Below are 26,840 nucleotides of genomic sequence, written 5' to 3' on the forward strand. Positions count from 1 at the left end.
GAGCCTTCTTGTCAGAACCGGATCTGCCTGATCGGTTCCCTTGGAGCCTGTTCACGACCTTTTAGGCTTTGCATCCGCTTCGCGGATAACCTTCTTCATAGCCGGGGCTGCCCGGCGAGCAGGGAGGGGATATTTGCTTGGCCAAAGATCGTGGACACGTTCTTAGAGCCTGTTCCAGATCTTACCCAAACAACACGATGCCCCATACCAGCGCCAGATTGATCAGGCCCAAGAGCTGCGCCGCGCTGCCCATGTCCTTGGCCCGCTTGGCTAAAGGATGGCGCTCCAGCGAGGTATGATCCACTGCCGCCTCGATGGCGGAATTGAGCAGCTCGATGATCAGCGTGGCCAGACTGCTGGCCACCAGCAGCGCGCGCGCCAGCGGCGTGGCGTGGACGATGAAGGCCAGCGGGATCAGCACCGCCGCCAGCAGCACCAGCTGGCGGAAGGCGTCTTCATGGCGGTAGGCGGCCCGCATGCCGTCCAGTGAATACCCCAAGGCATTGATCAGCCGGCGGATGCCGGTCTTTCCCTTGAACGGGCTTTCTTCCATTTTTCCCATTGCCACTCCCTGGCGGCGCCAGCCAGCCTCAGTGCTGGCAGCGGCGCTCCAGCGCGTCGATGTACAGGCCAGCCACGTTGATGTCGGTCTGGTCCATGATCTCGCGGAAGCATGTCGGGCTGGTGACATTGACCTCGGTAAGGTAGTTGCCGATGACGTCCAGCCCTGCCAGCAGGATGCCGCGCTTCTTCAGCTCCGGCCCCACGGTCTCGGCGATCTCGCGGTCGCGCGCCGTCAGCGGGCGCGCCTCGCCGCGGCCGCCGGCCGCCAGATTGCCGCGCGTCTCGCCGGCGGCGGGAATCCGCGCCAGGCAATAATCGACCGGCACGCCGTCTATCACCAGGATGCGCTTGTCGCCGTCGCGGATTTCCGGGATGTAGCGCTGGGCCATCACTGTGCGCTTGCCGCGCAGAGTGATGGTTTCGATGATCACGCTGAGGTTGGCGTCATCCGGCTTGACGCGGAAAATGCTGTCGCCGCCCATGCTGTCCAGCGGCTTGAAGATCGCGTCCTGATGCTGGTTGACGAAGGCGCGCAGCCGATGCGGCTCGGCGGTGATCATGGTCGGCGCGATCAGCTCCGGGAAACGCAGGATGGCCAGCTTCTCATTGAAGTCGCGCAAGGCCTGGCCGCTGGTGAACACCTTGACGCCCTGTTCTTCCGCCAGCGAGAACAGCTGCGACGCGTACAGGTATTCCATGTCGAACGGAGGATCCTTGCGCATGACCACCGCGCTGAAGGCGCTCAGCGGCTGGCGCAGTTTCTGCCCCAGCTTGTACCAGTGAGGACGCTCGTCGGTGACGGTCAAATCCACCGCGTCCACCAGGATGCGGCCGCCCTCCACCGACAGCTGGTGGGCCTCGGCGAAGCTGATCGCGTGGCCGCGGCGGTGCGCCTCCTCCATCATCGCGAAGGTGGTGTCCTTGTAAATCTTGAAGTGTTCCAGCGGGTCGGCAATGAACAGGATGCGCATGTCTGTGCTCCAGCGGGGTTATTCGGCGTCCGGGTCGGTGGCTTCCAGCTCCAGCGAAGCCGCCAGCAGCGCCAGCCGCGAAATCACGCCGTAGGCGTAGAAACGGTTGGGCGCGCAGTCGGGCAGGCCCTTGCGGTCCGGCAGGCACGGCGTCTCGAACGACAGCGGCACGAAGTGCATGCCCGGGGCGTTCAGGTTCTCGTCGATGCCGCGGCCGGTGTGCACGCGGTAGAAACCGCCGATGACGAAGCGGTCCATCATGTAGACCACCGGCTCGGCCACCGCCTCGTTGACCGTCTCGAAAGTGTACACGCCTTCCTGCACGATCACCTCGGAGACTTCCAGGCCTTCCTTCACCACCGACATTTTGTTGCGCGCCTTGCGGTTGAGGCCGATCACCTCGTCCGGACTCTTCACGCTCATCACGCCCATGCCGTAGGTGCCGGCGTCGGCCTTGACGATGACGAAGGGGTCGTTGTCTATGCCGTATTCGCGGTATTTGACGCGAATCTTCTCCAGCATCTGCGACACCGTCTCGGCCAGTTGCTCCTCGCCGGTGCGGGCGTGGAAGTCCAGGCCGCCGCAGCTGGCGAAGTAGGGGTTGATGGTCCACGGGTCGATTGAGATCAGCTTGGCGAAATCATCGCAGACCTTGTCGTAGGCTTCGAAATGACGCGTCTTGCGGCGCACCGCCCAGCCGGCGTGCAAGGGCGGCAGCAGCGTCTGCTCCAGGTTCTTCAACAGATCCGGAATGCCGCCGGACAGGTCGTTGTTCAGCAGCGCCACGCAGGGATTGAAGCCATCGGCCAGCACCAGGCGGTTGCCGCGGCGCTCCAGCGGCTCCAGCGTCAGCTTGTCGCCATTCGCCGTGGCCAGCTCGGTCGGCTCGGTGATTTCCGGATTCAGCGAACCCAGGCGGACTTTGAGGCCGGCCTGCTCGAAGATGTGCACCAGGGTGGCGACATTTTGCAGATAGAAAGTGTTGCGCGTGTGGTTTTCCGGAATCAGCAGGATGCTGCGCGCTTCAGGGCAAACCTTGTCCACCGCGCTCTGCGCCGCCTGCACCGCCAGCGGCAGGAATTCCGGATTCAGATTGTTGTGGCCGCCCGGGAACAGGTTCATGTCCACCGGCGCCAGCTTGAAGCCGCTGTTGCGCAGGTCCACCGAGCCGTAGAACGGCGTGGCGTGGGCATGCCATTGGCTGCGGAACCAGTGCTCGATCTGCGGCTGGGCGGCCAGGATGCGGCTTTCCAGCTCGTACAAGGGAGCGGTGAGGGCGGTGGCCAGGTGCGGAACGGGTGGCATGATCTTCCCTTGGGCGTGTTTTAATCCACCTATGGTGGGGGTGTCGGCGCGCTTATTCAAGTGCGGCAAAACAAAAGGCACCGCGCGAGCGGTAATGCCGTTCACTTAAGAGAAAAGCACCGTCTCCGTGCATGGGAAACGGTGCTTTTTTTGTGGATTCCTGTGCTCTCAAGGCCAGAAAAGTCGCCCGAAAATCCTTAAGTGAACGGCATTACCGCGCGAGCGGTGCCTTGCAGATCAAGCGGCGGCGCTTACAGCGGCCATTCCTCGCCGTAAGCCTGCAGGTAGATATCCTTCAGCGAGTCCCAGTCGAAGTAGTGGTTCTGGCAACCGTGCGTCGTGACCTTGATCGCGCCGATCACATTGGCCAGGCGGCCGGTGACCTTCCAGTCCACGCCGCGGCTGATGCCCCACAGCAAGCCGGCGCGGAAGGCGTCGCCGCAGCCCATCGGGTCCACCGGCTTGATGGGCATCTGCACGCGCGGAATCAAGTGCACCGTGTCGTCGACATAGATTTCCGCGCCCTTGGAGCCGCGGGTGACGATCAGCGCCTTCACCTTCTTGCGCAGGTCGTCCACGGTCAGGCCGGCGCGCTCGCGCATCAGCTCGCTCTCGTAGTCGTTGATCGCCACATAGCTGGCCAGCTCGACGATCTCGCGGATCTCGTCGCTGGACAGCAGCGGCAGCTCCTGGCCCGGATCGAAAATGAAGGGGATGCCCGCCGCCGCCAGTTCGCGCGAGTGCTGGATGAAGGCGGTGTAGCCGCCCGGCGATAGAATCGCCAGCTCGATCGGGTCCGCGATATCCGACACGTGGTTCTCGGTGGCGAAATCCATCGCGCCCGGATGGAAAGCCATCAGCTGGTTGCCGTCCTTGTCGGCAATGCCGAAGCATTGCGGGGTATACTGCTTGCGGATCAGGCGGATGAAGCGATCGTCCACGCCCACGCGTTTCAGGTGCTGACGGTACGGCTCGAAGTCCTCGCCGACCACGCCCATCACGATGGGCTTCTCGCCCAGCAAGCACAAGCTGTAGGCGATATTGCCGGCCATGCCGCCGAATTCGCGGCGCATCGTCGGAGCGAGGAAGGTGGTCGAGATCTTATGCAGCTGATCCGGCAGGATCTGGCTGTCGAATCGGCCATGGAACGAGAACAGGGTATCGTATGCGAGCGCCCCGCAGACGAGGATAGACATGCCCACTCCGCAAAGTAATCAATCGAACATTTTAACATAAAGTTTATTTTTCGATCATCCCCGGATGCACGCAAGTTGCGGAAATCCAAGACAATTCCAATGACATCACAGGAAAAGCCGATGAACTCCAAACGCCTGTTCGCCTCCCTGCTGCTGGCCGCGCTGCCGCTGGCCGCCCAAGCCGCCCCCTCGCTGGAGCAAAGCCGCTTCGCCGACCTAGACGCCAAGCCGGTGGCCATGTCCGCCTACAAGGGCAAGGTGACAGTGCTGAATTTCTGGGCCACCTGGTGCGGCCCATGCCGCGAGGAAATGCCGATGCTGAACGGCTTGCGCAAGAAGCTGGCGCCCAAGGGCGTGGAAGTGGTGGGCGTGGCGCTGGACAACAAGGAGCAAGTGGCGCCCTTCGTCAAGCAGCTGAAGATCGGCTATCCCATCCTCTTGGGCAACGACGACACCTTGGACCTGATGCGCAGCCTGGGCAACAAGACCGGCGGTCTGCCGTACACGCTGGTGCTGGACCGCAGCGGCAAGGTAGCCGCCACGCTGACCGGCAAGCTGGACGAGAAGAAGCTGGAAGCGGCGGTCAAACCGTATCTGTAGGCCGGCATTCCGCCGCATTGGCCATGATGGCGGAACGCCCGGCCGTGCCGGGCTTCCGCCCTACTAGGCCGCTCTTCTCTGCGCGATTTGCGCCAGCATCTCAGCCATCTCCGCCGGCGCCTCAGGCGCCAGCAGCCAATAGCGCCGGCAATCGTCGGTGCGGCCTATCCAGCCGCCCTCGACGAGCTCGCGGCGGATCAAGACATGGTCGCCGAAGGCTTCCAACGCGCGGATGGCCAGGTTGACCGCCGGCTCATCCCATTCCTCGCCGCGCGGCAGGCCGGCCCACAGCGCCCACAGGCAGGCGCGCTGCTCGCTGAATTTCTTCGGCCAGCGGATCAAGCGGCCCCGCTCGTCGAAATGGCGCAGCAATCGCTGTGTCGGCGCGGTCACGGCGACCGATTCCGCGGCTGGCGGGCGATCATGCTCGGCGCGCAGGTGCTGGAAGTTCTGGAAGCCGGCGGCGCGCGCCAGCATATTGAGGATTTGCAGATGGCCTGGCGGCTGGGCCTGATCGGCCCATTGCTGTTTCAGGGAGCAGGCCAGCGACGAAATATCGCTGCTGTAAAACGGATAGTGCGTGCGAGACATGGTTCGAATCCTGTCTGCGTGCCAAAGTCGGGAAAGACTGCCGCGGTCGCCGTTGCGGCCTGGCACGAGGTTCGAGCCAAGCTTGGAAGGTATCCTGCTGCCAAGACAGGTTTAGCGTGGCGAAATCGCCGGCGACGCCTGGGTGAACTGTTGACCCGACGCCATACTAACACGCCGGCATAGCCTTGCAAAGCGCGGCGGCGGGCCATGGCAAACAAAAAGCCGACGCGAACGCGTCGGCTTTGTCGTGACCGCGAAATCAGGCCATCAGGCCAGCTTGCCGTGGCATTGCTTGTACTTCATGCCGCTGCCGCAGGGGCAGGGATCGTTGCGGTTGATGCGCAGGCCTTGAGCGGCCAGCGCATCCGGGGACAGCGGATTGTCCTCGTCGTCGCCCAGCGCGGAGCCGGGTTCGGCATGCTGCATTTCGAACTCGGGCAGTTGATGCGGCTCAACCGCGTCCACGTCGTCCTGGCCGCGGATCTGCACCGTCATCAGCACTTGCACCACGCTGCGCTTGATGCGCTCCAGCATGTCGGCGAACAGCTCGAAGGCCTCGCGCTTGTACTCCTGTTTCGGGTTCTTCTGGGCGTAGCCGCGCAGATGGATGCCTTGGCGCAGGTGGTCCATGGCAGCGAGGTGCTCGCGCCAGTGGTTGTCCAGCATCTGCAGCACCAGGCTGCGCTCGAACTGGCGCATCACGCCCTCGCCGGCCAGCTCCACTTTGGCCTGATAGGCGGCGGCGGCCAGCTCGATGATGCGCTCGCGGATCTGCTCGATGTCGAGGTTTGGTTCGGCCTTGAGCCATTCCGCCACCGGCGCGTGCAGCAGGAAGTCAGACGCTAGGGTCTTCTCCAGGCCGGCCAGATCCCACTGTTCCTCCATGGTTTCCGGCGGCATGTGCAGGTCGACCAGGTCGGAGATCACGCCTTCGCGCATGTTCACCACCACGTCGGACACATCGTCTTCCACCAGGATTTCGCTGCGTTGCTGGTAGATCACCTTGCGCTGGTCGTTGGCGACGTCGTCGTATTCCAGCAATTGCTTGCGGATGTCGAAGTTGCGGCCTTCCACCTTGCGCTGGGCGTTCTCGATGGAGCGGGTCACCCACGGATGCTCGATGGCCTCGCCTTCCGGCATCTTCAGGCGGTCCATGATGGCGGCCACGCGGTCGGAGGCGAAAATGCGCAGCAGCGGGTCCTCCAGGCACAGGTAGAAACGGGAAGAGCCCGGGTCGCCCTGGCGGCCGGAACGGCCGCGCAGCTGGTTGTCGATGCGGCGGGATTCGTGGCGCTCGGTGCCGACGATATGCAGGCCGCCGGCTTCCAGCACCGCGGCGTGGCGTTGCTTCCACTCGGCGCGGATCGCTTCCACCTTGGCGTTTTTCTCGTCGTCGGACAGGCTGTCGTCGGCGCGCACGGCCTTGATTTCCGGCTCGGGGTTGCCGCCCAGCACGATGTCGGTGCCGCGGCCGGCCATATTGGTGGCCACCGTGATCATGCCGGGACGGCCGGCCTGCACCACGATGTCGGCCTCGCGGGCGTGTTCCTTGGCGTTCAACACATTATGCGGCAGCTTGGCCTGGGTCAGCAGCGTCGACACCAGCTCGGAGTTTTCGATGCTGGTGGTGCCCACCAGCACCGGCTGGCCGCGCTCGTGGCAATCCTTGATGTCGGCCAGGATGGCGTCGTACTTCTCCTTGGCGGAGCGGTAAACCTTGTCCTGGGCGTCCTTGCGGATCATCGGCTTGTTGGTCGGGATCACTACGGTTTCCAGGCCGTAGATGCTCTGAAATTCATACGCTTCGGTGTCGGCGGTGCCGGTCATGCCGGACAGTTTGCCGTACAGGCGGAAGTAGTTCTGGAAGGTGATCGACGCCAGCGTCTGGTTTTCGCGGTTGATCTCCACGCCTTCCTTGGCTTCCACGGCCTGGTGCAGGCCGTCGGACCAGCGACGGCCGGCCATCAGGCGGCCGGTGAATTCGTCGACGATCACCACTTCGCCGTCCTGCACCACGTAGTGCTGGTCCTTGTGGAACAGCGCGTGGGCGCGCAAGGCGGCCATCAGGTGGTGCATCAGCGTGATATTGGTGGCCGAGTACAGGCTGTCGCCTTCCTTCAGCATGCCCAGCTGGGTGAGGATTTCCTCGCTGCGCTCATGGCCGGTCTCGGACAACAGCAGGCTATTGGCCTTCTCGTCCACCCAGTAATCGCCTTCGCCTTCTTCGGTTTCCTGGCGCTTCAACATCGGCGGCACCGCGTTCATGCGCTGGTACATGTCGATATTGTCTTCGGCCGGGCCGGAGATGATCAGCGGCGTGCGCGCCTCGTCGATCAGAATGGAGTCCACCTCGTCCACCACGGCGTAGGCCAGCTTGCGCTGCACCTTCTCGCCGACGCTGAATACCATGTTGTCGCGCAGGTAATCGAAGCCGAATTCGTTGTTGGTGCCGTAGGTGATGTCGCAGCCGTAGGCGGCCTGCTTGTCGTCGTGCGCCATCTGCGACAGGTTGACGCCCACCGACAGACCCAGGAAGTTGTACAGCGGCGCCATGATGCCGGCGTCGCGGCTGGCCAGGTAGTCGTTGACCGTCACTACGTGGACGCCGTCGCCGGTCAAGGCATTCAGGTAAACCGGCAGGGTGCCCACCAGGGTTTTGCCTTCGCCGGTGCGCATTTCCGCAATTTTGCCGTGATGCAGGGTCATGCCGCCGATCAGCTGCACGTCGAAATGGCGCATGCCCAGCACGCGGCACGAGGCCTCGCGGCAAACGGCGAACGCTTCGGGCAGCAGGTCGTCCAGCGTTTCGCCCTTGCTCAGGCGATCGCGGAATTCTTGGGTCTTGGCGGCCAGGGCCTCGTCGGACAGCGCCTGCATCGCCGGCTCCATCGCGTTGATGCGGGCCGCGGTTTGGCGATATTGCTTCAGCAGACGATCGTTGCGGCTGCCGAACACCTTCTTGAGTAGCGAAGAAATCATGTAGTCGAATCCAGAAACCAGCGGGCCGGAAAACGTGTCCGCAAAAAATGCTGAAAAGTGTAGCACATTCCCAGCCAAGGTTATGGGGGCATCCATGCGCCACATCAAGAGCAGGGTAACAGACAACTGTTGGATTTCGACCACGCCAATATAGAGCAAACGCTCGATTCAATTGACCGAACCATTCATACGATTTACATATTCCTTGGCGATAATCCGCGATTTTCATAGCGACAGCATAAATAACCCAGGAGCAGCGATGGATAGGCGGCAATTCCTCAAGTGGGGCAGTTTTCTGACGGTATCGGCAGCCAGCGCCGGGCTGAGCGCCTGCGGCGGCGGTGGCGATGGCAGCGCAAGCGCCGCGGCTGGGCAGAGCCAACTGGCCGCCGGCAAAGCCTTCGGCCTGGGCGTGGCCTCCGGCGATCCGCGGCCGGACAGCATCATTCTGTGGACCCGCGTAGACGGCGGAGACGGCGCCAACTCGCTGGGCGTCACTATTCAGCTTTCCGACAAGCGGGATTTCTCCAATCTGCTGGTCAACCAGGCGCTCAGCGCCGACCCGGCCTGGGACTATACCGTCCGCCACAAGGTCACGGGACTGTCCAGCGCCACCACCTATTACTATCGCTTCCTCACCGGCGGCACCAGCAGCGCCATAGGCCGCACCAAGACCGCGCCCGCCCCCGGCACAGCCGTTTCACAGCTGAAATTCGCCTACATCACCTGTCAGGACTGGAGCGTCAACCACTGGGGGGCCTTCGACGAAATCGCCCAGCTGGATCTGGATTTCGTGATGCACGTCGGCGATTACATTTATGAAACCGTCGGCGCGGGCTTCCAGAACGGCAACAACGAGACCCGGCACGCTGCGCTGACGCTGCCCAACGGCACCAAGCGCGCCGATGGCGCCGTCTACGCCACCACGCTGGCCGATTACCGCTATCTGTACAAAAGCTACCGCTCCGATCCGCGCATCCAGGCGGTGCACGCCAACTTCCCGGTGATCTCGATCTGGGACGATCACGAGTTTTCCGACGACTGCTGGCAAGACCGTCAGGTCTACTATCCCGGCGACGACAGCGTGCCCAACACCCCGCGTCGCCGCAGCGCCAGCCAGGCCTGGTTTGAATACACGCCGGCAGATGTCAGCATCGACTTGTCCAATCCCTCGTTCCAGAACATCCAGATCTACCGCAGCTTCAGCTTCGGCAATCTGGCCACGCTGGTGATGACCGACCAGCGCCTGTACCGCTCCGACCACATCATTCCAGAAACCGCGGTGCCGAATACCGGCCTGGCCAATCTGGGCAGCCGCTACTTTGTGCCGAAATCCGCGCTGGCTCAGGCCGAGGCGGCCAAGATGGCCTCGACCGGCGGCAATCTGCTGAATGTCTCCATTCTGGGCGAAGCGCAACGCAACTGGTGGCAACAGCAGATGCAGGGCGCGACGACTACCTGGAAGCTATGGGGCAATGAAGTGTCGCTGCTGCGCATGGGCGTGGACGGCACCAAGGCGGTGGCCGGCCTGCTGGCGCAAGGGCTGATCGCCGCCCTGGCCAAGCAGGGCATGGACTTCAGCGCGGCGCAACAGCAACTGGCCGGCGCGCTGTACCAAGACCTGCTGGCGGCCGACAAGAGCGGCGCCACGCCGGTGCTGAGCTACACCCACACCCAAGCGCTGCTGGCCACGCTCAGCGGCGGCGCCATCAGCGCAGGCGTGTTCGCGGCGGCGGTCAAACCCGTGCTGGACAGCAATTTGCCGCCGTCCATGCTGCTGGACCAGTACATTCTCAACGCCGACCAATGGGACGGCTACAATGCCGAGCGCAAGGCTTTGATGGGCTTCCTGAAGAGCAATGGCATAGCCAACGTGGTGGGCATCACCGGCGACATCCACGCCTTCTTCGCCGGCCCGGTGATGGACGATTACGACGCCACCAGCCCAACGCCGGTGATGGTGGACCTGGTCACCGCCGGCATCTCCAGCAACTCCTTCTTCAGCTACTTCAAGAACGTGGTGGACACCGTGCCGGCTTTCGCCAAGGCCGCGCCTTTGATCTACCAGACTGTGAACGGCCAGACCGTCAACACCTTCAACAACACGCTGAAGCAATTCAACGGCAACTGGCTCAAATACGTCGATACCGACGCCCAGGGCTATGCCGTGGTGACGCTGACGCCGGCCAAGCTCAGCTGCACTTTCCACAAGATGGCCAAGCTGGTCAACGGCCAGGCGCCGTCGCCGGCCACCGCCAGCACGCAAACGCTGGAAGTCGCGGCCGGCACCCCGGCCGTCAACGTGCTGTAACCCTCCGCAGCGCCGCGTCGCAGCGCCTTATAGGCGTTGCGGCGCGGCCGCTTCCGGCTTCAATTCCAGCTAGTACATTTCGTCACAAAATACCGCCCATCCCGCCGCGTTTTTAACAAAGGTTTTATGGCTTCTCTGGTAGCATTCATGCCCTGACCGGAACCTTCTCGGCAATCATCTGGCGCGTTTCCCGCGATGCCCGCCGCGGCATGGCAGCCGCCCCGCAGCATTCCAACAGGCGTCGGCAGTGCTACGGTTAAAATGACGCGCTTGACGCGTCCGGCGCCCCAGCAAAAAACGGCCCGCTCGCCGCAAGGCCGCGGACCACCGGAACAATCCTATAAAACCGGAGAGGCCTGATGACCACCGCCGTCCGCCACTTCATGCCCGCCACCGCCCGGCGGCTGATACCCAACCGCTGGGATTTGATCGCGTTTCCGCTGATCCTCGGCTTTTTATTGCTGGCCACCACCGGCATCCGCGCCACCTGGGCGCCGATCACCGCGCTGCAAACCGTCCCCATCACATTGGACCCCGACCATCTGCCGGAATACGCGCTGCGCACCACGCTGCGCATGCTGGCGGCGATGGTCGCGGCGCTGGTCTTCACGCTGATCTACGGCACGCTGGCGGCCAAGAGCCGCCGCGCCGGCCTGCTGCTGGTGCCCATCCTGGACATCCTGCAATCGGTGCCGGTGCTCGGTTACATCTCGTTCACCGTGACCTTTTTCATCGCCCTGTTCCCGGGCCGGGTGCTGGGCGCGGAATGCGCGGCCATCTTCGCCATCTTCACCAGCCAGGCCTGGAACATGACCTTCAGCTTCTACCAGTCACTGCGCACCGTGCCGCGCGACTTGCAGGAAGTATCGGTCAACTTGCGGCTGTCGCCTTGGCAACGCTTCTGGAAGCTTGAAGTGCCATTCTCCATGCCCGGCATGATCTGGAACATGATGATGAGCATGTCCGGCGGCTGGTTCTTCGTGGTGGCGTCCGAAGCCATCACCGTCGGCGACAAGACCGTCACCCTGCCCGGCATCGGCTCCTATTTGGCGATGGCGATCCAGAACAAGGATCTGCCCGCCGTGGGCTGGGTGATCCTGACCATGACGGTGGTCATCATCATTTACGACCAATTCCTGTTCCGCCCGATGGTGGCCTGGGCCGACAAATTCCGACTGGAAGACACCGCCAGTCAAACAGCGCCGGAATCCTGGGTGCTGAACCTGATCCAGCGCACCCGCGCCATCCAACAGCTGTTGAAGCCGTTCGGCAAGCTGATCCGCCGCATCGCCCAGCTGCGGCTGAACTTCAGCCTGCCCAAGGGCATCCACTCGGAAGACCATACCCCGGTGTCGCGCGGCATCGACGTGGTGTGGTGGTTCCTGGTGGCCATGCTGGCGATATATAGCGCCAATATCATGGTGCACTTCATCGCCAAGGAAGTGGGCGTGGCGGAAGTGCTGCGGGTATTCGGCCTGGGCCTGATCACGCTGGTCCGCGTCAGCCTGCTGATCGTGGTCGCCTCGCTGATCTGGGTGCCGCTGGGCGTGCTGATCGGCCTGCGCCCGGCTCTTGCCGAGAAAATCCAGCCGCTGGCGCAGTTCCTGGCCGCCTTCCCGGCCAACCTGCTGTTCCCGGTGTTCGTGGTTTTCATCGTCCACTTCAAGCTGAACCCGGACATCTGGCTGTCGCCGCTGATCGTGCTGGGCACCCAGTGGTACATCCTGTTCAATGTGATCGCCGGCGCCACCGCCTTCCCCAACGACTTCAAGGAAGCCGCCGCCAATTTCCGCATCCGCGGCTGGCAATGGTGGAAGAAGATCATGCTGCCCGGCATCTTCCCCTACTACGTCACCGGCGCCATCACCGCGTCCGGCGGCGCCTGGAACGCCAGCATCGTGTCCGAATTCGTATCCTGGGGCAACGACAAGGTGGTAGCCCACGGCCTCGGCGCCTACATCGCGCAAACCACCGCCGCCGGCGACTACCCGAAGATCCTGCTCGGCATCTCCGTGATGTCGTTGTTCGTCGTCCTGTTTAATCGTCTGCTGTGGCGCCCGATGTACGCCATCGCCGAAAACAAACTCCGTCTCAACTAAGGGGGCAAGCATGACTACCGAAACCACCACCCTGGGACAAGAAATCTTCACGCTGAAGAACGTCTGCCGCGGTTTCGCCAAGGGCGCCGATGAGATCCAGGTATTGGACGACGTCAACCTGACGCTGCGCGAAGGCGAGATCGTCGGCTTGCTGGGCCGCTCCGGCTCCGGCAAATCCACGCTCTTGCGCATCATCGCCGGCCTGATCCAGCAAAGCAGCGGCGACGTGAATTACCGCGGCAAACCGTTGAAGGGTCCGGCCGAAGGCGTATCCATGGTATTCCAGACCTTCGCCCTATTCCCGTGGCTGACCGTGTTGCAAAACGTGGAAGCCGGCCTGGAGGCGCTGGGCGTGGAGCCGAAGGAGCGCCGCAGGCGCGCGCTGGCCGCCATCGACCTGATCGGCCTGGACGGCTTTGAAAACGCCTATCCGCGCGAACTGTCCGGCGGCATGCGCCAGCGCGTCGGCTTCGCCCGCGCCCTGGTGGTGAACCCGACCCTGCTGCTGATGGACGAGCCGTTCTCCGCGCTGGACGTGCTGACGGCGGAAACGCTGCGCACCGACATGCTGGACCTGTGGAGCGAAGGCCAGCTGCCGATCAAGTCGGTGCTGATCGTCACCCACAATATCGAAGAAGCGGTATTCATGTGCGACCGCATCCTGGTGCTGTCGTCCAACCCCGGCCGCGTGGTGGCCGAGATCAAGGTGCCGTTCCCGCACCGCCGCAACCGACTGGACCCGGCCTTCCGCAAGATGGTGGACGACATCTACGCGCTGATGACCGCGCGCCGCAGCGCGCACACCCTGCACAAGCTGCCGCTGGAAATCGGCAGCCATCTGACCGAGGTGTCGACCAACCTGATGGCCGGCCTGATCGAGGAAGTGGCGCAGGAACCGTACTTCGGCAAGGCCGACATGCCGGAGATCGCGGAAAAGCTGCGCCTGGAAGTGGACGATCTGTTCCCGGTGGCGGAAATCCTGGAGCACCTGGGCTTCGTCGAGCTGAAAGACGGCGACATCCTGCTGACCACCGCCGGCAAGCTGTTCGCCGACTACGGCACCCAGGAACGCAAGGTGCTGTTCGCCGAACACCTGCTGCGCAATGTGCCGATGGCCGCCCATATCCGCAAGGTGCTGCAGGAGCGGCCGGGCCAGCGCGCGCCGCGCCTGCGCTTCGCCCAGGAGCTGGAAGACTCGATGTCCGACCAGTCAGCAGAGGAAACCCTGGACACCGTGATCAGCTGGGGCCGCTACGCGGAAATCTTCTCCTACAACGACCACACCGAAACCTTCAGCCTGGAAGACGTGGAAGGCGGCCAGTAAGCGGCCAAGCGGCGCCCGTTTGTTTTGCGGCGGCGGCGGGCCGCGCGCGCGATGCTACAATACGGCATCAACCGCCCTCCCCGCTCGCCTCATGTCCGGACGACCGCTCAAAGACATTACCCGCCAGGACAGCCATCTGTCGCGGCTGACCGCCGCCGCCCAGGAGCTGATGGCGCTGGACCGCGCCTTCAAAAAGCTGATTCCGCCGGCGCTGGCCGAAGCCTGCCGCGCCGTGCGCATCCGCGACGACGAGCTGGTGCTGCATGCAGACAACGGCATCGTCGCCGCCCGGCTGCGCATGACGGCGACCGGCCTGCTGCCGCAACTGGCGGAGCGCGGCTACCCGGCGTCCAAGGTCAAAGTAAAGGTGACGCTGCAACAGGCGCAACCGAAGAAAGCGAAGTGGCTGGCCATCAGCGAAAACGCGCTGGACGGCATGGAGCAGGCGGCGGACTGCATCGGCAACCCCGAGGTCAAGCAGGCGCTGGCGCGGCTGATCGCGCATCATCGCCGCGGCTGAACGCCATACAAAACGCTTAAACGCCTTCAGATGTTCATTGAAGCGGAGTAAAGTGTCGGCACTTTCCCATTCCAATCGCCAAGGATAGAGGACCCTGCCATGTCGGAACACGACCCGCTCAAACCCGCTCCCGAAACCACCCAGCCGCAAGACCCGTCGCGCCGCCGCCTGTTCGAAGGACTGGCAGCCATCGGCGCCGCCAGCGTGCTGCCCGCCGCCGTCAGCGCGAGCGCGGAAGCCGCGCCGGCCGCCCACGGCCCGCTCGACGCCAAGCTGCGCCAGCATGTGAAAAACGTGGTGGTGATCTATCTGGAAAACCGCAGCTTCAACAACCTTTACGGCAACTTCCCCGGCGTCAAATATCCGCTGGCGCAAGCCCCGGCCGCCGCTTGTACCCAGCTGGACCGCGACGGCGCGCCGCTGAAAACGCTGCCCAAGATCTGGGGCGGCCTGGTGCAGCGCGGCCAGAATGTGGGCGGCAAGTACTACCTGATAGACGAAAACGCCATCCAGAACCTGCCGAATGCCCCGTTCCCGCTGAAGGACGCCGAAGGCCAGCCGCTGCCGGAAGGCGTGATCACCCGCGACCTGTGGCATCTGTTCTACCAGAACCAGATGCAGATCAACGGCGGCAAGAACGACCAGTTCGTCGCCTGGGCCGATTCCGGCGCGCTGGTGATGGGTTACTACAGCGAAACCGCCAAGAACCTGAATCAATGGAAGATCGCCCAGCAATACACGCTGTGCGACAACTTCTTCATGGCGGCCTTCGGCGGCTCCTATCTGAACCACCAGTTCCTGATCTCGGCCCGCACTCCGGAATACTTCAACGCCAAGGACACCGCGGCAGCCAAGAAGATCGCCGTGCTGGACGACGGCCCTCAAGGCTACAAACTGAAAGTGAAGCAGGCCACCTCGGCGATGGACGGCCCGCCGCAATTCGTCAACAACGGCGCCATCTCGCCGGACGGCTACGCGGTCAACACCATGGCGCCGCCGTTCCAGCCCAGCTATGTCAAGCCGGCCGAAGGCGGCGACAAGCGCTACGCCGACCCGGCCGACGCCAACACCCTGCCGCCGCAGACTTACGACACGATCGGCGACCTGCTGTCGCGCAAGGGCGTCAGCTGGGCCTGGTACGGCGGCGGCTGGCAAGCCGCGCTGGAAGGCAAGGGCGGACCGGATATCCCCAACTTCCAGTACCACCACCAGCCGTTCAACTACTTCAAGAACTTCGCGCCTGGCACCGAAGCCCGCGAGAAGCACCTGCGCGACGGCGGCCTGGGCGACAGCCCGATCAGCAACCGCTTCCTGGCCGACGTGGTGGCCGGCAAGCTGCCGGCGGTGACGTTCTACAAACCGCAGGGCAACCTGAACATGCACGCCGGCTATTCCGACGTGGAAAGCGGCGACCGCCACGTGGCCAATGTGCTGCAGCACCTGATGAGCAGCCCGCAGTGGAAGAACATGGTGGTCATCATCACCCACGACGAAAACGGCGGCTGGTGGGACCACGTGGCGCCGCCCAAGGGCGACCGCTGGGGTCCGGGCAGCCGCATCCCCGCCATCGTGGTGTCGCCGTTCGCCAAGAAAGGCCATGTCGACCACACCTTCTACGACACCACCTCCATCATCCGCTTCATCAGCCGCCTGCACGGCCTGCCGGAGCTGGAAGGCGTCAAGCTGCGCAACCAGGCCTTCCGCGAACGCGGCGCGCAGCCTCCGGGCGACCTGACCGGCGCGCTGGCGCTGTAAACGGGCGCGGCCGGCATGCCGCGCCGGCCCGCCGTCTGCTATAGTGCATCCGCCCCCGCTGCCGGGGGCGTTTTTCCTTCGTACAGGCATATCGTCATGACCCTACGCACCACCCTGTCCAGCGCCCTGCTGCTGGGCCTGCTGTCTTCTCCCGCCTTCGCCTGCGGCGACGAGGCCGCGCTGTACAGCGGCGACTACGACCAGTGCATGAACCAGGCCGCCTCCACCGCGTCCATGCTGAACTGCATCGCCGCCGAACACGCGCGGCAGGACAAGCTGCTGAACGACAATTACCAGAAGCTGATGGCCCAGCTGTCGGCCAAGCGCAAATCCCGGCTGCTGGCGGCGCAGCGGCTGTGGCTGCAATACCGCGACGCCAACTGCCAGGCCTATGTCGATCCCGACGGCGGCAGCTCGGAGGCCATCGTCGGCGCCGACTGCACGCTGCGCGCCACCGCCGAACGCGCGGCCGAACTGGCCAAGATGCAGCCGGAAAATCACTGAGCATGCCTCTGCGGCTGGCGGCTATGCGATGATATAGGCATCGCCGGCCCCTACGGGCCGTTGCGCATCCCTACACCGGAGACGCCATGGCCCTGATTCGTTTCTGTCTGCTATTGCTGCTGAGCCTCCCGGCGCTGGCCGCCGAGCCCCGCGCCAATCCCTCGCCCCAGGACAGCGCCCGCACGCTGGAGCTGGAAAACCAGCCCGTCTTCGTCTTCCAGGCGGAACAGGCGGGCCTGACGCCGGAGCAGCGCCTGCAACGCACCCTGCAACGCATCCGCGGACTGGACGACGAAGACCTGAAGCAGACCGTGCGGTATCAGCCGCTGGCCGATCCGCGCCTGCGCGGCATGGCGCTGAGCATCAACGGCAAACCGCTCTTGACCATCTTGGATGGCGATCTCGACCCCGGCGATCAACTGACGCTGGAACAGGCGGCCGCCCGGGTGCAGGCGCGGCTCAACGGGCTGCGCCAGGCGGCGCTGGAACAGCGGTCGCCGGAACAAATCGCCACATCCACCCTGCTGGCGCTGCTGGCCAGCGCGCTGTTCGTCGCCGCGCTGGCGCTGATCGCCCGCATCCGCTCCGCTTCGCGCCGCAGATTGGCGCGGCAGCCTATCGGCCGCCTGCCTTGGCTGTCCGGCCGTTTCGACGTGGTACGCTTCCTGCGCGCGGCGGAGTGCCAGCTGGTGGACATCACCGCATTGCTGTCGGCGCTGGTGGCCGGCTATGTCTGGCTCAGCTATACCCTCAGCCGCTTCCCCGCCACCCGCCCGCTGGGACGCAAACTCGGCCAATCGTTCTGGCAGTTGCTGTCGACCATCGTCGACGACATCCTGTCAGCCCTGCCCGGCCTCGCCACCGTGGCGGTGATCTTCCTCCTGACCCGGCTGGCCAACCGCGCGCTGACGCTGCTGTTCGGCGCGGTGGAGCGCGGCCAGCTGGACCTGCCCGGCCTGCACGCGGAAACGGTAGGCGCCACCCGCCGGCTGGCGGCGGTGGTGCTGTGGTTGTTCGCGCTGATCGTCGCCTATCCCTACCTGCCGGGCGCCGGCAGCGACGCCTTCAAGGGCGTCAGCGTGTTCTTCGGCCTGATGGTCACGCTGGGTTCGGCCGGCCTGATGAACCATGCGATGAGCGGACTGGTGCTGATCTATGCCCGCGCCTTTCGTCCTGGGGATTATGTCCGCATCGGCGAGGTGGAGGGCACAGTCAGCGAGCTGTCCACGCTGTCGACCAAGCTGATCACCGGCCAGGGCTACGAAATCACCATCCCCAACGCCGTGACGGTGGGCGGCCGCGTCAGCAACTACAGCCGGCACCACGCCACGGCCGGCGCGATGATCGCCACCCGCGTCACCATAGGCTACGACACGCCATGGCGGCAGGTGGAGGCCCTGCTGGAGCTGGCGGCCCGCCGCACGCCCCGCATCGATCCGGCCTGCCCGCCGCAGGTGCGCAAGCTGGCGCTGCAAGACTTCTACATCGAATACGAACTGCAAGCCAAAGCCCTGCCGGACGCCCAAACGCCGCAGCTGCGCGACGCGCTGCACGGCCAGATACTGGACGCGTTCAACGAGTTCGGCGTGCAGATCATGTCGCCGCACTTCGTCGAACAGCCGGCCACGCAGGTCGTCGTGCCGCCGGTGCGCTGGCGAGAGCCGCCTGCCGGACAATAACCAATCCCGCCCATCCGGGCGGCTGGCCCGAGGCCCGGCTTTGGTTTAAGCTGCAAACAATTCGTAAATCGACAGCATCCAGGGCCATCCGCCATGAACGTGAAAGAATACATGCAGCAACTGGGCAAGGCCGCGCGCAAAGCGTCGCGGCTGCTGGCCCGCGCCGAAACGCAACAGAAGAACGCCGCCCTCCTGGCCATCGCCGACGCCATCGTCCGCGACCAGGACAGGCTGCTGGCGGCAAACCAACAAGACTTGGACGCCGCGCGCCGGGCTGGCCTGGAGGCCGCCATGCTGGACCGCCTGACGCTGAGTGCCAAGGGCGTGCTGGCCATGGCCGACGGCCTGCGCCAGATCGCCGCGCTGCCGGACCCGGTGGGTGAAATCGACGACATGTGCTACCGCCCGTCCGGCATCCAGCTGGGCAAGATGCGCGTCCCGCTCGGTGTAGTGGGCATCATTTACGAGGCCCGCCCCAACGTCACCGCCGACGCCGCAGGCCTGTGTCTGAAGTCCGGCAACGCCACCATCCTGCGCGGCGGCTCCGAGGCGTTTCACAGCAACCAGGCCATCGCCGCCTGCGTGCACGAGGGCCTGCGCGTGGCCGGCCTGCCCGCCGAGGCGGTGCAGGTGCTGGAAACCACCGACCGCGCCGCGGTGGGCGAGCTGATCACCATGCCGGAATACGTGGACGTGATCGTGCCGCGCGGCGGCAAGGGCCTGATCGCCCGCATCAGCGCCGAAGCGCGGGTGCCGGTGATCAAGCATCTGGACGGCAACTGCCATGTCTACATCGACGACACCGCCAATCCGGACAAGGCTTTCGACATCGCGCTGAACGCCAAGACCCACCGCTACGGCACCTGCAACACCATGGAAACGCTGCTGGTGCACGCAGCCTTCGCCGAATTCATGCTGCCGCGCCTGGCCGACGCTTATTGGGAAAAAGGCGTGGAACTGCGCGGCTGCGAGCGCACGCGCATCATCCTGGGCGACAAGGTGGTCGCCGCCAGCGAAGACGATTGGGCCACCGAATACCTGGCGCCGATTCTGGCGGTGCGCGTGGTGAAAGACATGGACGACGCCATCGAGCACATCAACCACTGGGGCAGCCACCACACCGACGCCATCGTCACCGAGGACTATGGCCGCGCCCGCCGCTTCCTGCGCGAGGTGGACTCCGCCAGCGTGATGGTCAACGCCTCCACCCGCTTCGCCGACGGCTTCGAATACGGCCTGGGCGCGGAAATCGGCATCTCCACCGACAAAATCCACGCCCGCGGCCCGGTCGGCCTGACCGGCCTGACCAGCCAGAAATGGATCGTGCTGGGAGACGGGCAGATCCGGCAGTAAAATCCAAGAAGAGGCCAGCGCCCTCGGCGCTGCCGCTTCGAATCCGTGCGCGGAGATGGCACGGCTGGCCAAGCCGCGCCTGCCAGGACACGCCGGCCGTTTCGCGCCATAATCGCGCTTTGTCATCCCGCTGGCTCCATAAAATGAAAACCCTGACCCAACAAGACCTGGCCGACCTGTCGGCCAAAGCCGCCTGTGCGCCGCGCCTGCGCGCCCATCACAATCTGCATGAACAGCTGGAGGATGGCATCCAACGGCTGGCCATCGCCATGGAGCCGGACACCTATGTCCGCCCGCACCGCCATCCAGGCAGCCCGGAGCTGCTGATCGTGCTGAACGGCGCGCTGGACTGGATAGAGTTCGACGCCCCAGGCGAAACCGTCGTCGCCCGCCACCGCCTGGGCGAAGACGGCGCGCGCGTGTTCGAGATGGCTGCCGGCACTTGGCACTCGGTGGTTTCGCTGCAGCCGGGCACCGTGGTGTTTGAAGTCAAACGCGGGCCGTATCAAGCGATTCCGCCGGCCGATCTGGCGGCCTGGGCGCCGGCGGAAGGCGATGCCCGCGTCGCGGACATGCTGGCTTTCCTGCGCGGCTGCCAACCGGGCGACCGCTTTGCGTAACATCGCTTAACACTTGCCGCCGCCGCGGCCGGAACCAGCGGCGGCGGCATGGGCACCAACCGGCATCGTCTACCACCATCCGATGCCACGCCCGATGTCCAAGTTGCGCCTGTTTTCCGTTCTATCTGTTCTGCTGATCAGCGCATTGCAGCCGCTGCGCGCGGCGCCCGCCACCCCTGATCTCGCCTCCCGCCACACGCCGGCCCAGGTGGCCGACTGCCTGCAGCAAGGCCTGAGCAAACTGCATATTCCGCCCGACTTCATCGAACGCGTGGACGCCAGCGACGGCAGCCACAGCCTGCGCATGCGCAATCCACAGAGCGACGCCTCCGGCACCGCGGTGGAAATCCTGCCCAACGGCGACGGCAGCAAGCTGAACGTGGAGTTGAACGGCTTGCCGCTGAGTCCGGCCTGGAAACGTCTATTGCGGCAATGCGGCGCCACGCCGCTGTGAATAACTTTCTTATCCCGCAAACCGCTGTGGACAATCTGGATAAGCCGGGAAAACCCTGTGCACAAAGTAGCCAAATACTGTGCACAAAGCGATTCATCCACAAGAGACTGTGCATAATGTGGATAAATCGAGAACAAGCTGTGGGCAACGCTGACCGATTTCAGACCTAAAGCCGATGCCGGAACGGTTACACTATTCTGTAATGCCCCAGCCATGGATCTGCCCGATGCCTAATGCCCTGCACCGCAAATACGAACAACACTACGCCGACGGCAAGGCGCGCCGTCAGCAATGCTCCCGCACTCGCCAGGCGGAATGCACCCTGGCGCCGAACCGCGACGTGGTGGCGCTGGTGGAGTCGACATCCATCGGCCGCGTGCCGGCGCTGGCGCCCCTGCGCTACGCCCGCATGCATGCCTCGCCCTTCGCCTTTTTCCGCGGCATGGCGATGATCCAGGCCGCCGATCTCGCGGCCAGCCCGAATAGCGGCATCAGCCTGCAGATCTGCGGCGACGCGCATTTGATGAATTTCGGCTTCTTCGCCTCGCCGGAACGGCAGCTGGTCTTCGACATCAACGATTTCGACGAGACCCACCCCGGTCCGTGGGAATGGGATGTCAAACGGCTGGCGGTCAGCCTGGTGCTGGCCTCGCGCAGCCGCGGCTTCAGCGCCGCCACCGCGCGCGAAACCGTGCTGCGGCTGTGCGGCACCTATCGCCGCCGCCTGCACGCCTTCTCCCAGATGAGCCAGCTGGACCTGTGGTACTGCCGCGTCGGCTTCGAGCAATTGCTGGCGCAAGCATCCGACGAAGGCATGCGCCAGCAACTGATGAAAGTGGCCGACAAGGCGCGCAGCCAGACCCAGGAACGCCTGTTGCCCAAGATGACCGAGAACGAGGACGGCGTCTTGCGGCTGCGCGACAACCCGCCGGTGATCTTCCATCTGGACGACCACGACAGCCCGCTGGCCGCCTGCGACGACTGGCTGGGCGACAACAGCCTGGCCAAGGTGCAGGGCATGCTGAACCACTACATCGCCACCCTGAAGGAAGACCGCCGCGAACTGCTGCAACGCTTCCGCCTGGTGGACGTGGCATTCAAGGTCGTCGGCGTCGGCAGCGTCGGCACCCGTTGCCTGGCGCTGCTGCTGCAGGACGACTACGACCAGCCGCTGTTCCTGCAATTGAAGGAAGCGCGCGCCTCGGTGCTGGAGCCGTTCACCCAGCAATGCGTGCACGGCAACCAGGGCAAGCGCGTGGTGTTCGGTCAGCGCCTGATGCAGGCCACCAGCGATTTGTTCCTGGGCTGGACCCACAGCGCGGACGACCGCCACTTCTACATGCGCCAGCTGCGCGACATGAAGGGCGCGCCGGCGCTGGAAACCTTCGCCAACGGCGACGAACTGGCCAGCTACGGCCAAGCCTGCGCCTGGACGCTGGCGCGCGCCCATGCCAAGTCCGGCGGCTGCGCCGCCGAGATCGCCGGCTATCTGGGCGAATCCGACAAGTTCGATCAGGCCCTGGCCGACTACGCCTTGGCCTATGCCGATCAAGTGGAAAAGGACTACGCCCTGTTCGACGCCGCCATCAAGAGCGGCCGTCTGCCCTGCGCATCGGAAACGCGCTAGGCCATCGGGCCTTGGCTGCGAGGCCGTCTGCGCCGGCATCGCGGGCAGCTGGCGATGGCGCTTTGCCGCCGCCTATTTTGCGGCGGCGACATGGCTAACCATCAGGGAAAGTTCCAATGTTGATATTTGCGCTCTGAGCTAGACTGTAACAACGAAAAAGCATAATTCAGTCGCGTTCATCGCCGCCGTTTGGCGGTCGGTTCCTTTACATAGAGTATCGAATATGCAGCTGAATACCCGCCTGATCATCATCATCGTCGCCAGTCTGGTCGCGCTGCTGGGCCTTTCCACCGTCGCCCTGCTGTCTACCCGCGCCACCCTGCATCAGGAAAAGCGCGATCAGATCGTGCATCTCTTGAAAATGGCCGAAAACACCCTGAGCCATTTCCAACAGCTGGAAACCCAAGGCATGCCGCGCGCCGAGGCGCAAAAGCAGGCCATCGCCGCCCTTTCGGCGATGAAAGTCGATGACATCTATTTCTTTGGCCGCAACCAAGAACATACCGTGCTGTTCCACCCCAGCAAGGCGCGCGTCGGCAAGGTGGACATGGGCAGCAAGCTGCCGGATGGCCGCACCACGGTGCAAGCCTATGAAGACGCGATGCAGCAGGACCACTATGGCGTGCTGGTGATCCAGACCAAGCGCGGCGGCGGCAGCGAAGAGTTCCCCAAGCTGAACGGCGTGTTCCGCTTCGACCCCTGGGGCTGGACCGTCGGCACCGGCATCTTCATCGACGACATCGACCAGCTGTTCTGGAGCGAGGCGCGCCGCCTGCTGCTGGTGGCGGTGCTGTGCGTGGTGGTGCTAGGCGTGCTGGTGGGCTGGATGTCGCGCTCGATACTGCAGTCGCTGGGCGGCGAGCCGCGTTATGCCGCCGACGTGGTGAAGGCCATCTCCGACGGCGACCTCAGCGTGGACATCCAGGTCAAGGGCGATGGCGACAGCCTGCTCGGCGCCATGCGCGACATGCGCGGCAAGCTGCGCGGCATGATAGAGGAAATCGGCCGCGCCAGCGCCAGCATCAACCAGTCGTGTCACCAGCTGACGCGCGACATGGACAAGGTACATGAGGTATCCGGCATTGCCAGCTCCTCCACCACCTCCGCCGCCGCCGCCATCGAGCAGCTATCGGTCAGCATAGACCACGTCAGCGCCAGCACCCGCGACACCGAAACCGGCGCCCGCGACACCGCCGAGCTGGCGCGCCAGGGCCAGACCCTGGCCGGCGACGCCGCCGAAGGCATCCGCCGCATCGCCGACCAGGTGCATGGCGCCAGCGACATGGTGGCGCAGCTGGCCGAACGCAGCCGCAGCATCAGCAGCATCGCCGAGACCATACGCGACATCGCCAACCAGACCAATCTGCTGGCGCTGAACGCGGCCATCGAAGCGGCGCGCGCCGGCGAGATGGGACGCGGCTTCGCCGTGGTGGCCGACGAGGTGCGCAAGCTGGCCGAGCGCACCGCCAGCGCCACCGATGAGATCAGCAGCATCGTGCAGGCGGTCATCGACGAAACCGGCAATGTCTCCGGCCGCATGGACGAAATCCGCCCGGCGGTGCAGTCCGGCGTAGAGCAGGTCAAGCAGGCGGCCGACACGCTGCAAGCCATCAGCCAGCAGGCCAGCAGCGCGCTGGAAAATGTCCACAACGTGGTGGTGGCGATGGGCGAGCAGAGCCAGGCCGGCACCAATATCGCCGGCAATGTCGAGCAAGTGGCCGGCGTGGTGGAGGAAACGCAGAATTCGGTCAGCCACGCGGTGGAGGCGGTGCGCGCCATCGATCAGCAGGCCGCCAACCTGCAGCAGACCGTCGGCCGTTTCCGCCTGTAGGCAGCAAGACACTTGCCGCCGCCGTTGCGGCTGGCATAATGGTTGCGGGCAAACGCTCCATGACAGCTAGAAGAAAAACTGAGGACAGACAGGAACCCCAGCACGCTTCAGTGGAGAAAAGTATGTCTGATGCCCGCATGCCGGCAGGCCTCATCGAATGGCTGCAACAGAGCAAGGCGAGGGACGTCGAACTCGCCTTCGCCGACGTACACGGTTTCCCCCGTGGCAAGACGCTGCCCGCTCCCGCCTTCATCAAAGGGCAGCAGCTGCGCATCGCCCGCGCGGTGCCGCTGCAAAGCTGTGTCGGCGAATTCCCCGACTACAGCTTCTATGGCGAACACGATCCGGACGTCACCCTGCTGCCGGATTACGATACCCTGCGTCTGGTCCCCTGGGCCAAGACGCCGCGCGCCTTGGTGATCTGCGATTGCGTAGACCACGACGGCAGCCTGTCGCCGCTGGCGCCGCGCTCCGTGCTGAAACAGCTGCTGGCGCGCTACGCCGCCCGCGGCTGGACGCCCATCGTCGCCCCGGAGCTGGAGTTTTACCTGTTCGCCGCCCATGGCGATCCGGCCCAGCCGTTCCAGCCACCGGCGCTGCCCTGCGGCCGCCGCGAAACCGGCTTCGACGCCTTCGGCTTCTCCGCCCTGGGTGAACTGGAAGCGTTCTTCGACGACCTCTACCGCGCCTGCGAGGTATTGGGCATCGCCACCGATACCTGCGTCCACGAGATGGGCCCCAGCCAGTTCGAGATCAACCTCAAGCACGGCGACGCGCTGCAGCTGGCCGACCACACCTTCCTGTTCAAGACCGCGCTGAAGGAAACCGCCCATCGCCACGGCCTGAGCGCGGTATGCATGGCCAAACCCCTGTCCGGCCAGCCCGGCAGCTCCATGCACCTGCACCAGAGCGTGGTGGACCGCCGCGGCGCCAACGTATTCAGCCAGGCCGACGGCTCCGCCAGCACGGCCTTCTTCGGCTTCATCGCCGGCCTGCAGCGTTTCCTGCCCGAGCTGATGCCGATGTTCTGCCCCAATCCCAACTCCTACCGCCGCTTCGTCAAAGGCATGGCCGCGCCGGTCAATCTGAGCTGGGGCCTGGACAACCGCTCGGTCGGCCTGAGGGTGCCGGTATCGGGGCCGGAGGCGCGCCGGGTGGAGAACCGCCTGCCCGGCTGCGACGCCAACCCCTATCTGGCGCTGGCCGCCAGCCTGGGCGCCGGCCTGGCCGGCATCGAACAGGGTTTAACGCCGGACGAGGCGGCGCATGGCAATGTGTTCAAGCAGCAAGCCGCCAGCCTGCCGTCCACGCTGGACGCCGCCTGCGCCGCCATGGCGGCCGGCGATGCGGCCGAAGCCCTGTTCGGCCCCGATTTTTGCCGCGCCTATCTGGCGGTGAAGGAAGTGGAGCTGAACGACTACCAGCGCCAGATCACCAGCTGGGAGCGGCAGTACCTCGGCCTGCTGGCCTGATCCCCGCTTGTCCTGGATCAAAGCCGGCGCGCGCGCCGGCTGACGCGCCCTCGCCATCAGGTTATGCTGAAGGCATCCCACCAAGCAGGTGTTTGTCAAGGAGCCGCCGATGTACAGCCACATCATCGCCGCGATAGACGGCAGCAATAATTCCGACAAGGCCCTGAACGAGGCCATCCGCCTGGCGAAATTCGCCGATTCCCGCCTGACCCTGATCCATATCGCCAGCCTGCGCGACCTGGCCGTGGACAGCCTGGGCGTCTACGCCGGCGACCCGGGCTACGATCTGGTGCTGAAGCAAGGCGAGGAAGCGCTGGCGCGCGCGCAGCAGATCGCCCGCAACGCCGGCCTGACCAATGTGGTCAGCCATATGGAAAAGAGCTGGGAAGGCGGCCATGACCTGGCCGACCTGCTGCTGGGTTATGCCCGCTCGCAGCAAGCCAGCCTGATCGTGCTGGGCACGCATGGCCGCAGCGGCCTGGCCCACCTGTTCCTGGGCAGCTTCGCCGAGGACGTGCTGCGCCGCAGCCACTTGCCGCTCTTGGTGGTGCGCAGCCAGGACGACGACGACATCAGCGTCGATTAAGCCCGCCCACGGCCGACATGAAACAGCCCGCCTTGCGCGGGCCGTTTCTGGTTTCAGCGGCGGACGGCGTGGACGAAGAACTCGTGATTGCCGTCGCCGCCCTTGATCGGGCTGTCGAACCAGGCCAGCACCTGCATGTTCTGCTCGGCCAGCACCCGGTTGATCTTGTCCCGCACCAGCGGGTACAGGCTCTCGTCGCGGACGATGCCGCCCTTGGACAGGCCCTCGCGTCCCACCTCGAACTGCGGCTTGACCAGGCTGAGCAAGCGACCGCCCGGCTTCAGCAGCGGCAAGGCCGAGGGCAGCACCAGGCTCAGCGAGATGAAGGACACGTCGCACACCATCAGGTCGAAGCCGTCGCCGTCGTTGGCCGCCAACAGCGCCGCGTGATCCAGCGCGCGGGCGTTGACGCCCTCGAAATAGCGCACCCTGGCGTCCTCGCGCAGCCTGGCGTGCAGTTGCTCGTGCCCCACGTCCACGCCCACCACCCGGCCACGGC

Annotated in this window: 22 protein-coding genes; 15 read left to right on the plus strand and 7 right to left on the minus strand. The window is 64.7% G+C overall.

The features are described from left to right. Positions 1 to 181 precede the first annotated feature (181 nt). The 4 genes from BI343_RS03305 to BI343_RS03320 all read right to left on the minus strand — a co-directional run bounded on the left by BI343_RS03305 (position 182) and on the right by BI343_RS03320 (position 4,036). A complete protein-coding gene (locus tag BI343_RS03305; RefSeq protein ID WP_043623973.1) occupies positions 182 to 562 on the minus strand; it encodes a diacylglycerol kinase in 381 nt (126 codons plus the stop codon). Between the two features lie 28 nt (positions 563 to 590). Beyond that, on the minus strand, positions 591 to 1,535 hold the full coding sequence (gene gshB, locus BI343_RS03310; RefSeq protein ID WP_071108651.1) for a glutathione synthase: 945 nt from the start codon (positions 1,533 to 1,535) through the stop codon (positions 591 to 593). Between the two features lie 18 nt (positions 1,536 to 1,553). Further along, positions 1,554 to 2,840, minus strand: a complete 1,287-nt coding sequence (gshA, locus tag BI343_RS03315; protein WP_071108652.1) for a glutamate--cysteine ligase — start codon at positions 2,838 to 2,840, stop codon at positions 1,554 to 1,556. A gap of 251 nt (positions 2,841 to 3,091) precedes the next feature. Then, on the minus strand, positions 3,092 to 4,036 hold the full coding sequence (locus BI343_RS03320; RefSeq protein WP_071108653.1) for a carbohydrate kinase family protein: 945 nt from the start codon (positions 4,034 to 4,036) through the stop codon (positions 3,092 to 3,094). A 120-nt stretch (positions 4,037 to 4,156) separates the two neighbouring features. Between BI343_RS03320 and BI343_RS03325 the strand changes: the two genes are divergently transcribed. Further along, positions 4,157 to 4,636: a TlpA family protein disulfide reductase gene (locus BI343_RS03325; protein ID WP_083340776.1), complete on the plus strand. Its 480-nt coding sequence runs from the start codon at positions 4,157 to 4,159 to the stop codon at positions 4,634 to 4,636. Between the two features lie 63 nt (positions 4,637 to 4,699). Here the strand turns inward: BI343_RS03325 and BI343_RS03330 are convergent, their stop codons facing one another. Both BI343_RS03330 and secA read right to left on the minus strand, forming a co-directional pair. Continuing rightward, the gene (locus BI343_RS03330; protein WP_071108655.1) at positions 4,700 to 5,227 is read right to left on the minus strand and encodes a DUF2087 domain-containing protein; all 528 of its coding nucleotides are present in this window, start codon (positions 5,225 to 5,227) and stop codon (positions 4,700 to 4,702) included. Between the two features lie 267 nt (positions 5,228 to 5,494). Further along, on the minus strand, positions 5,495 to 8,206 hold the full coding sequence (gene secA, locus BI343_RS03335; RefSeq protein WP_071108656.1) for a preprotein translocase subunit SecA: 2,712 nt from the start codon (positions 8,204 to 8,206) through the stop codon (positions 5,495 to 5,497). Positions 8,207 to 8,465: 259 nt separating this feature from the next. On the opposite strand from secA, the gene BI343_RS03340 reads away from it, so the two are divergent. The 14 genes from BI343_RS03340 (at position 8,466) to BI343_RS03405 (ending at position 26,341) form a co-directional block, all read left to right on the plus strand. Further along, a complete protein-coding gene (locus BI343_RS03340; RefSeq protein WP_071108657.1) occupies positions 8,466 to 10,517 on the plus strand; it encodes an alkaline phosphatase D family protein in 2,052 nt (683 codons plus the stop codon). Positions 10,518 to 10,876: 359 nt separating this feature from the next. After that, positions 10,877 to 12,616 carry an ABC transporter permease gene (locus BI343_RS03345; protein WP_071108658.1) on the plus strand — a complete coding sequence of 580 codons (1,740 nt, stop codon included), beginning with the start codon at positions 10,877 to 10,879 and terminating at the stop codon, positions 12,614 to 12,616. A 10-nt stretch (positions 12,617 to 12,626) separates the two neighbouring features. Then, the gene (locus BI343_RS03350) at positions 12,627 to 13,940 is read left to right on the plus strand and encodes an ABC transporter ATP-binding protein (protein WP_043623940.1); all 1,314 of its coding nucleotides are present in this window, start codon (positions 12,627 to 12,629) and stop codon (positions 13,938 to 13,940) included. 91 nt (positions 13,941 to 14,031) lie between these two features. After that, positions 14,032 to 14,460, plus strand: coding sequence for a DUF721 domain-containing protein (locus tag BI343_RS03355; protein WP_071108659.1), 429 nt, complete (start codon positions 14,032 to 14,034; stop codon positions 14,458 to 14,460). A 99-nt stretch (positions 14,461 to 14,559) separates the two neighbouring features. After that, positions 14,560 to 16,215, plus strand: coding sequence for an acid phosphatase (locus BI343_RS03360; protein ID WP_071108660.1), 1,656 nt, complete (start codon positions 14,560 to 14,562; stop codon positions 16,213 to 16,215). A 96-nt stretch (positions 16,216 to 16,311) separates the two neighbouring features. Next, the gene (locus BI343_RS03365) at positions 16,312 to 16,719 is read left to right on the plus strand and encodes a lysozyme inhibitor LprI family protein (RefSeq protein ID WP_071108661.1); all 408 of its coding nucleotides are present in this window, start codon (positions 16,312 to 16,314) and stop codon (positions 16,717 to 16,719) included. 86 nt (positions 16,720 to 16,805) lie between these two features. Continuing rightward, entirely contained in the window at positions 16,806 to 18,398 is a 1,593-nt protein-coding gene (locus BI343_RS03370) for a mechanosensitive ion channel family protein (RefSeq protein ID WP_071108662.1), read from the plus strand. Between the two features lie 93 nt (positions 18,399 to 18,491). Then, entirely contained in the window at positions 18,492 to 19,751 is a 1,260-nt protein-coding gene (locus BI343_RS03375; protein ID WP_071108663.1) for a glutamate-5-semialdehyde dehydrogenase, read from the plus strand. Between the two features lie 143 nt (positions 19,752 to 19,894). Continuing rightward, positions 19,895 to 20,371, plus strand: a complete 477-nt coding sequence (locus BI343_RS03380; RefSeq protein ID WP_071108664.1) for a WbuC family cupin fold metalloprotein — start codon at positions 19,895 to 19,897, stop codon at positions 20,369 to 20,371. Positions 20,372 to 20,465: 94 nt separating this feature from the next. Then, the gene (locus BI343_RS03385; protein WP_043623920.1) at positions 20,466 to 20,825 is read left to right on the plus strand and encodes a hypothetical protein; all 360 of its coding nucleotides are present in this window, start codon (positions 20,466 to 20,468) and stop codon (positions 20,823 to 20,825) included. 226 nt (positions 20,826 to 21,051) lie between these two features. Continuing rightward, positions 21,052 to 22,452: a DUF2252 domain-containing protein gene (locus BI343_RS03390; protein ID WP_071108665.1), complete on the plus strand. Its 1,401-nt coding sequence runs from the start codon at positions 21,052 to 21,054 to the stop codon at positions 22,450 to 22,452. A 223-nt stretch (positions 22,453 to 22,675) separates the two neighbouring features. Beyond that, a complete protein-coding gene (locus BI343_RS03395) occupies positions 22,676 to 24,283 on the plus strand; it encodes a methyl-accepting chemotaxis protein (RefSeq protein ID WP_071108666.1) in 1,608 nt (535 codons plus the stop codon). Positions 24,284 to 24,405: 122 nt separating this feature from the next. Continuing rightward, positions 24,406 to 25,755 (plus strand): glutamine synthetase family protein, encoded by a 1,350-nt coding sequence (locus tag BI343_RS03400; RefSeq protein WP_083340777.1) that lies wholly within the window; start codon positions 24,406 to 24,408, stop codon positions 25,753 to 25,755. Positions 25,756 to 25,864: 109 nt separating this feature from the next. Next, a complete protein-coding gene (locus tag BI343_RS03405) occupies positions 25,865 to 26,341 on the plus strand; it encodes a universal stress protein (protein ID WP_071108667.1) in 477 nt (158 codons plus the stop codon). A gap of 53 nt (positions 26,342 to 26,394) precedes the next feature. On the opposite strand, the gene BI343_RS20230 is transcribed toward BI343_RS03405, so the two are convergent. Further along, positions 26,395 to 26,820 (minus strand): SAM-dependent methyltransferase, encoded by a 426-nt coding sequence (locus tag BI343_RS20230; RefSeq protein ID WP_244886558.1) that lies wholly within the window; start codon positions 26,818 to 26,820, stop codon positions 26,395 to 26,397. Between the last annotated feature and the right edge of the window lie 20 nt (positions 26,821 to 26,840).

It is taken from the genome of Chromobacterium amazonense (assembly GCF_001855565.1).
Lineage (GTDB): Bacteria > Pseudomonadota > Gammaproteobacteria > Burkholderiales > Chromobacteriaceae > Chromobacterium > Chromobacterium amazonense.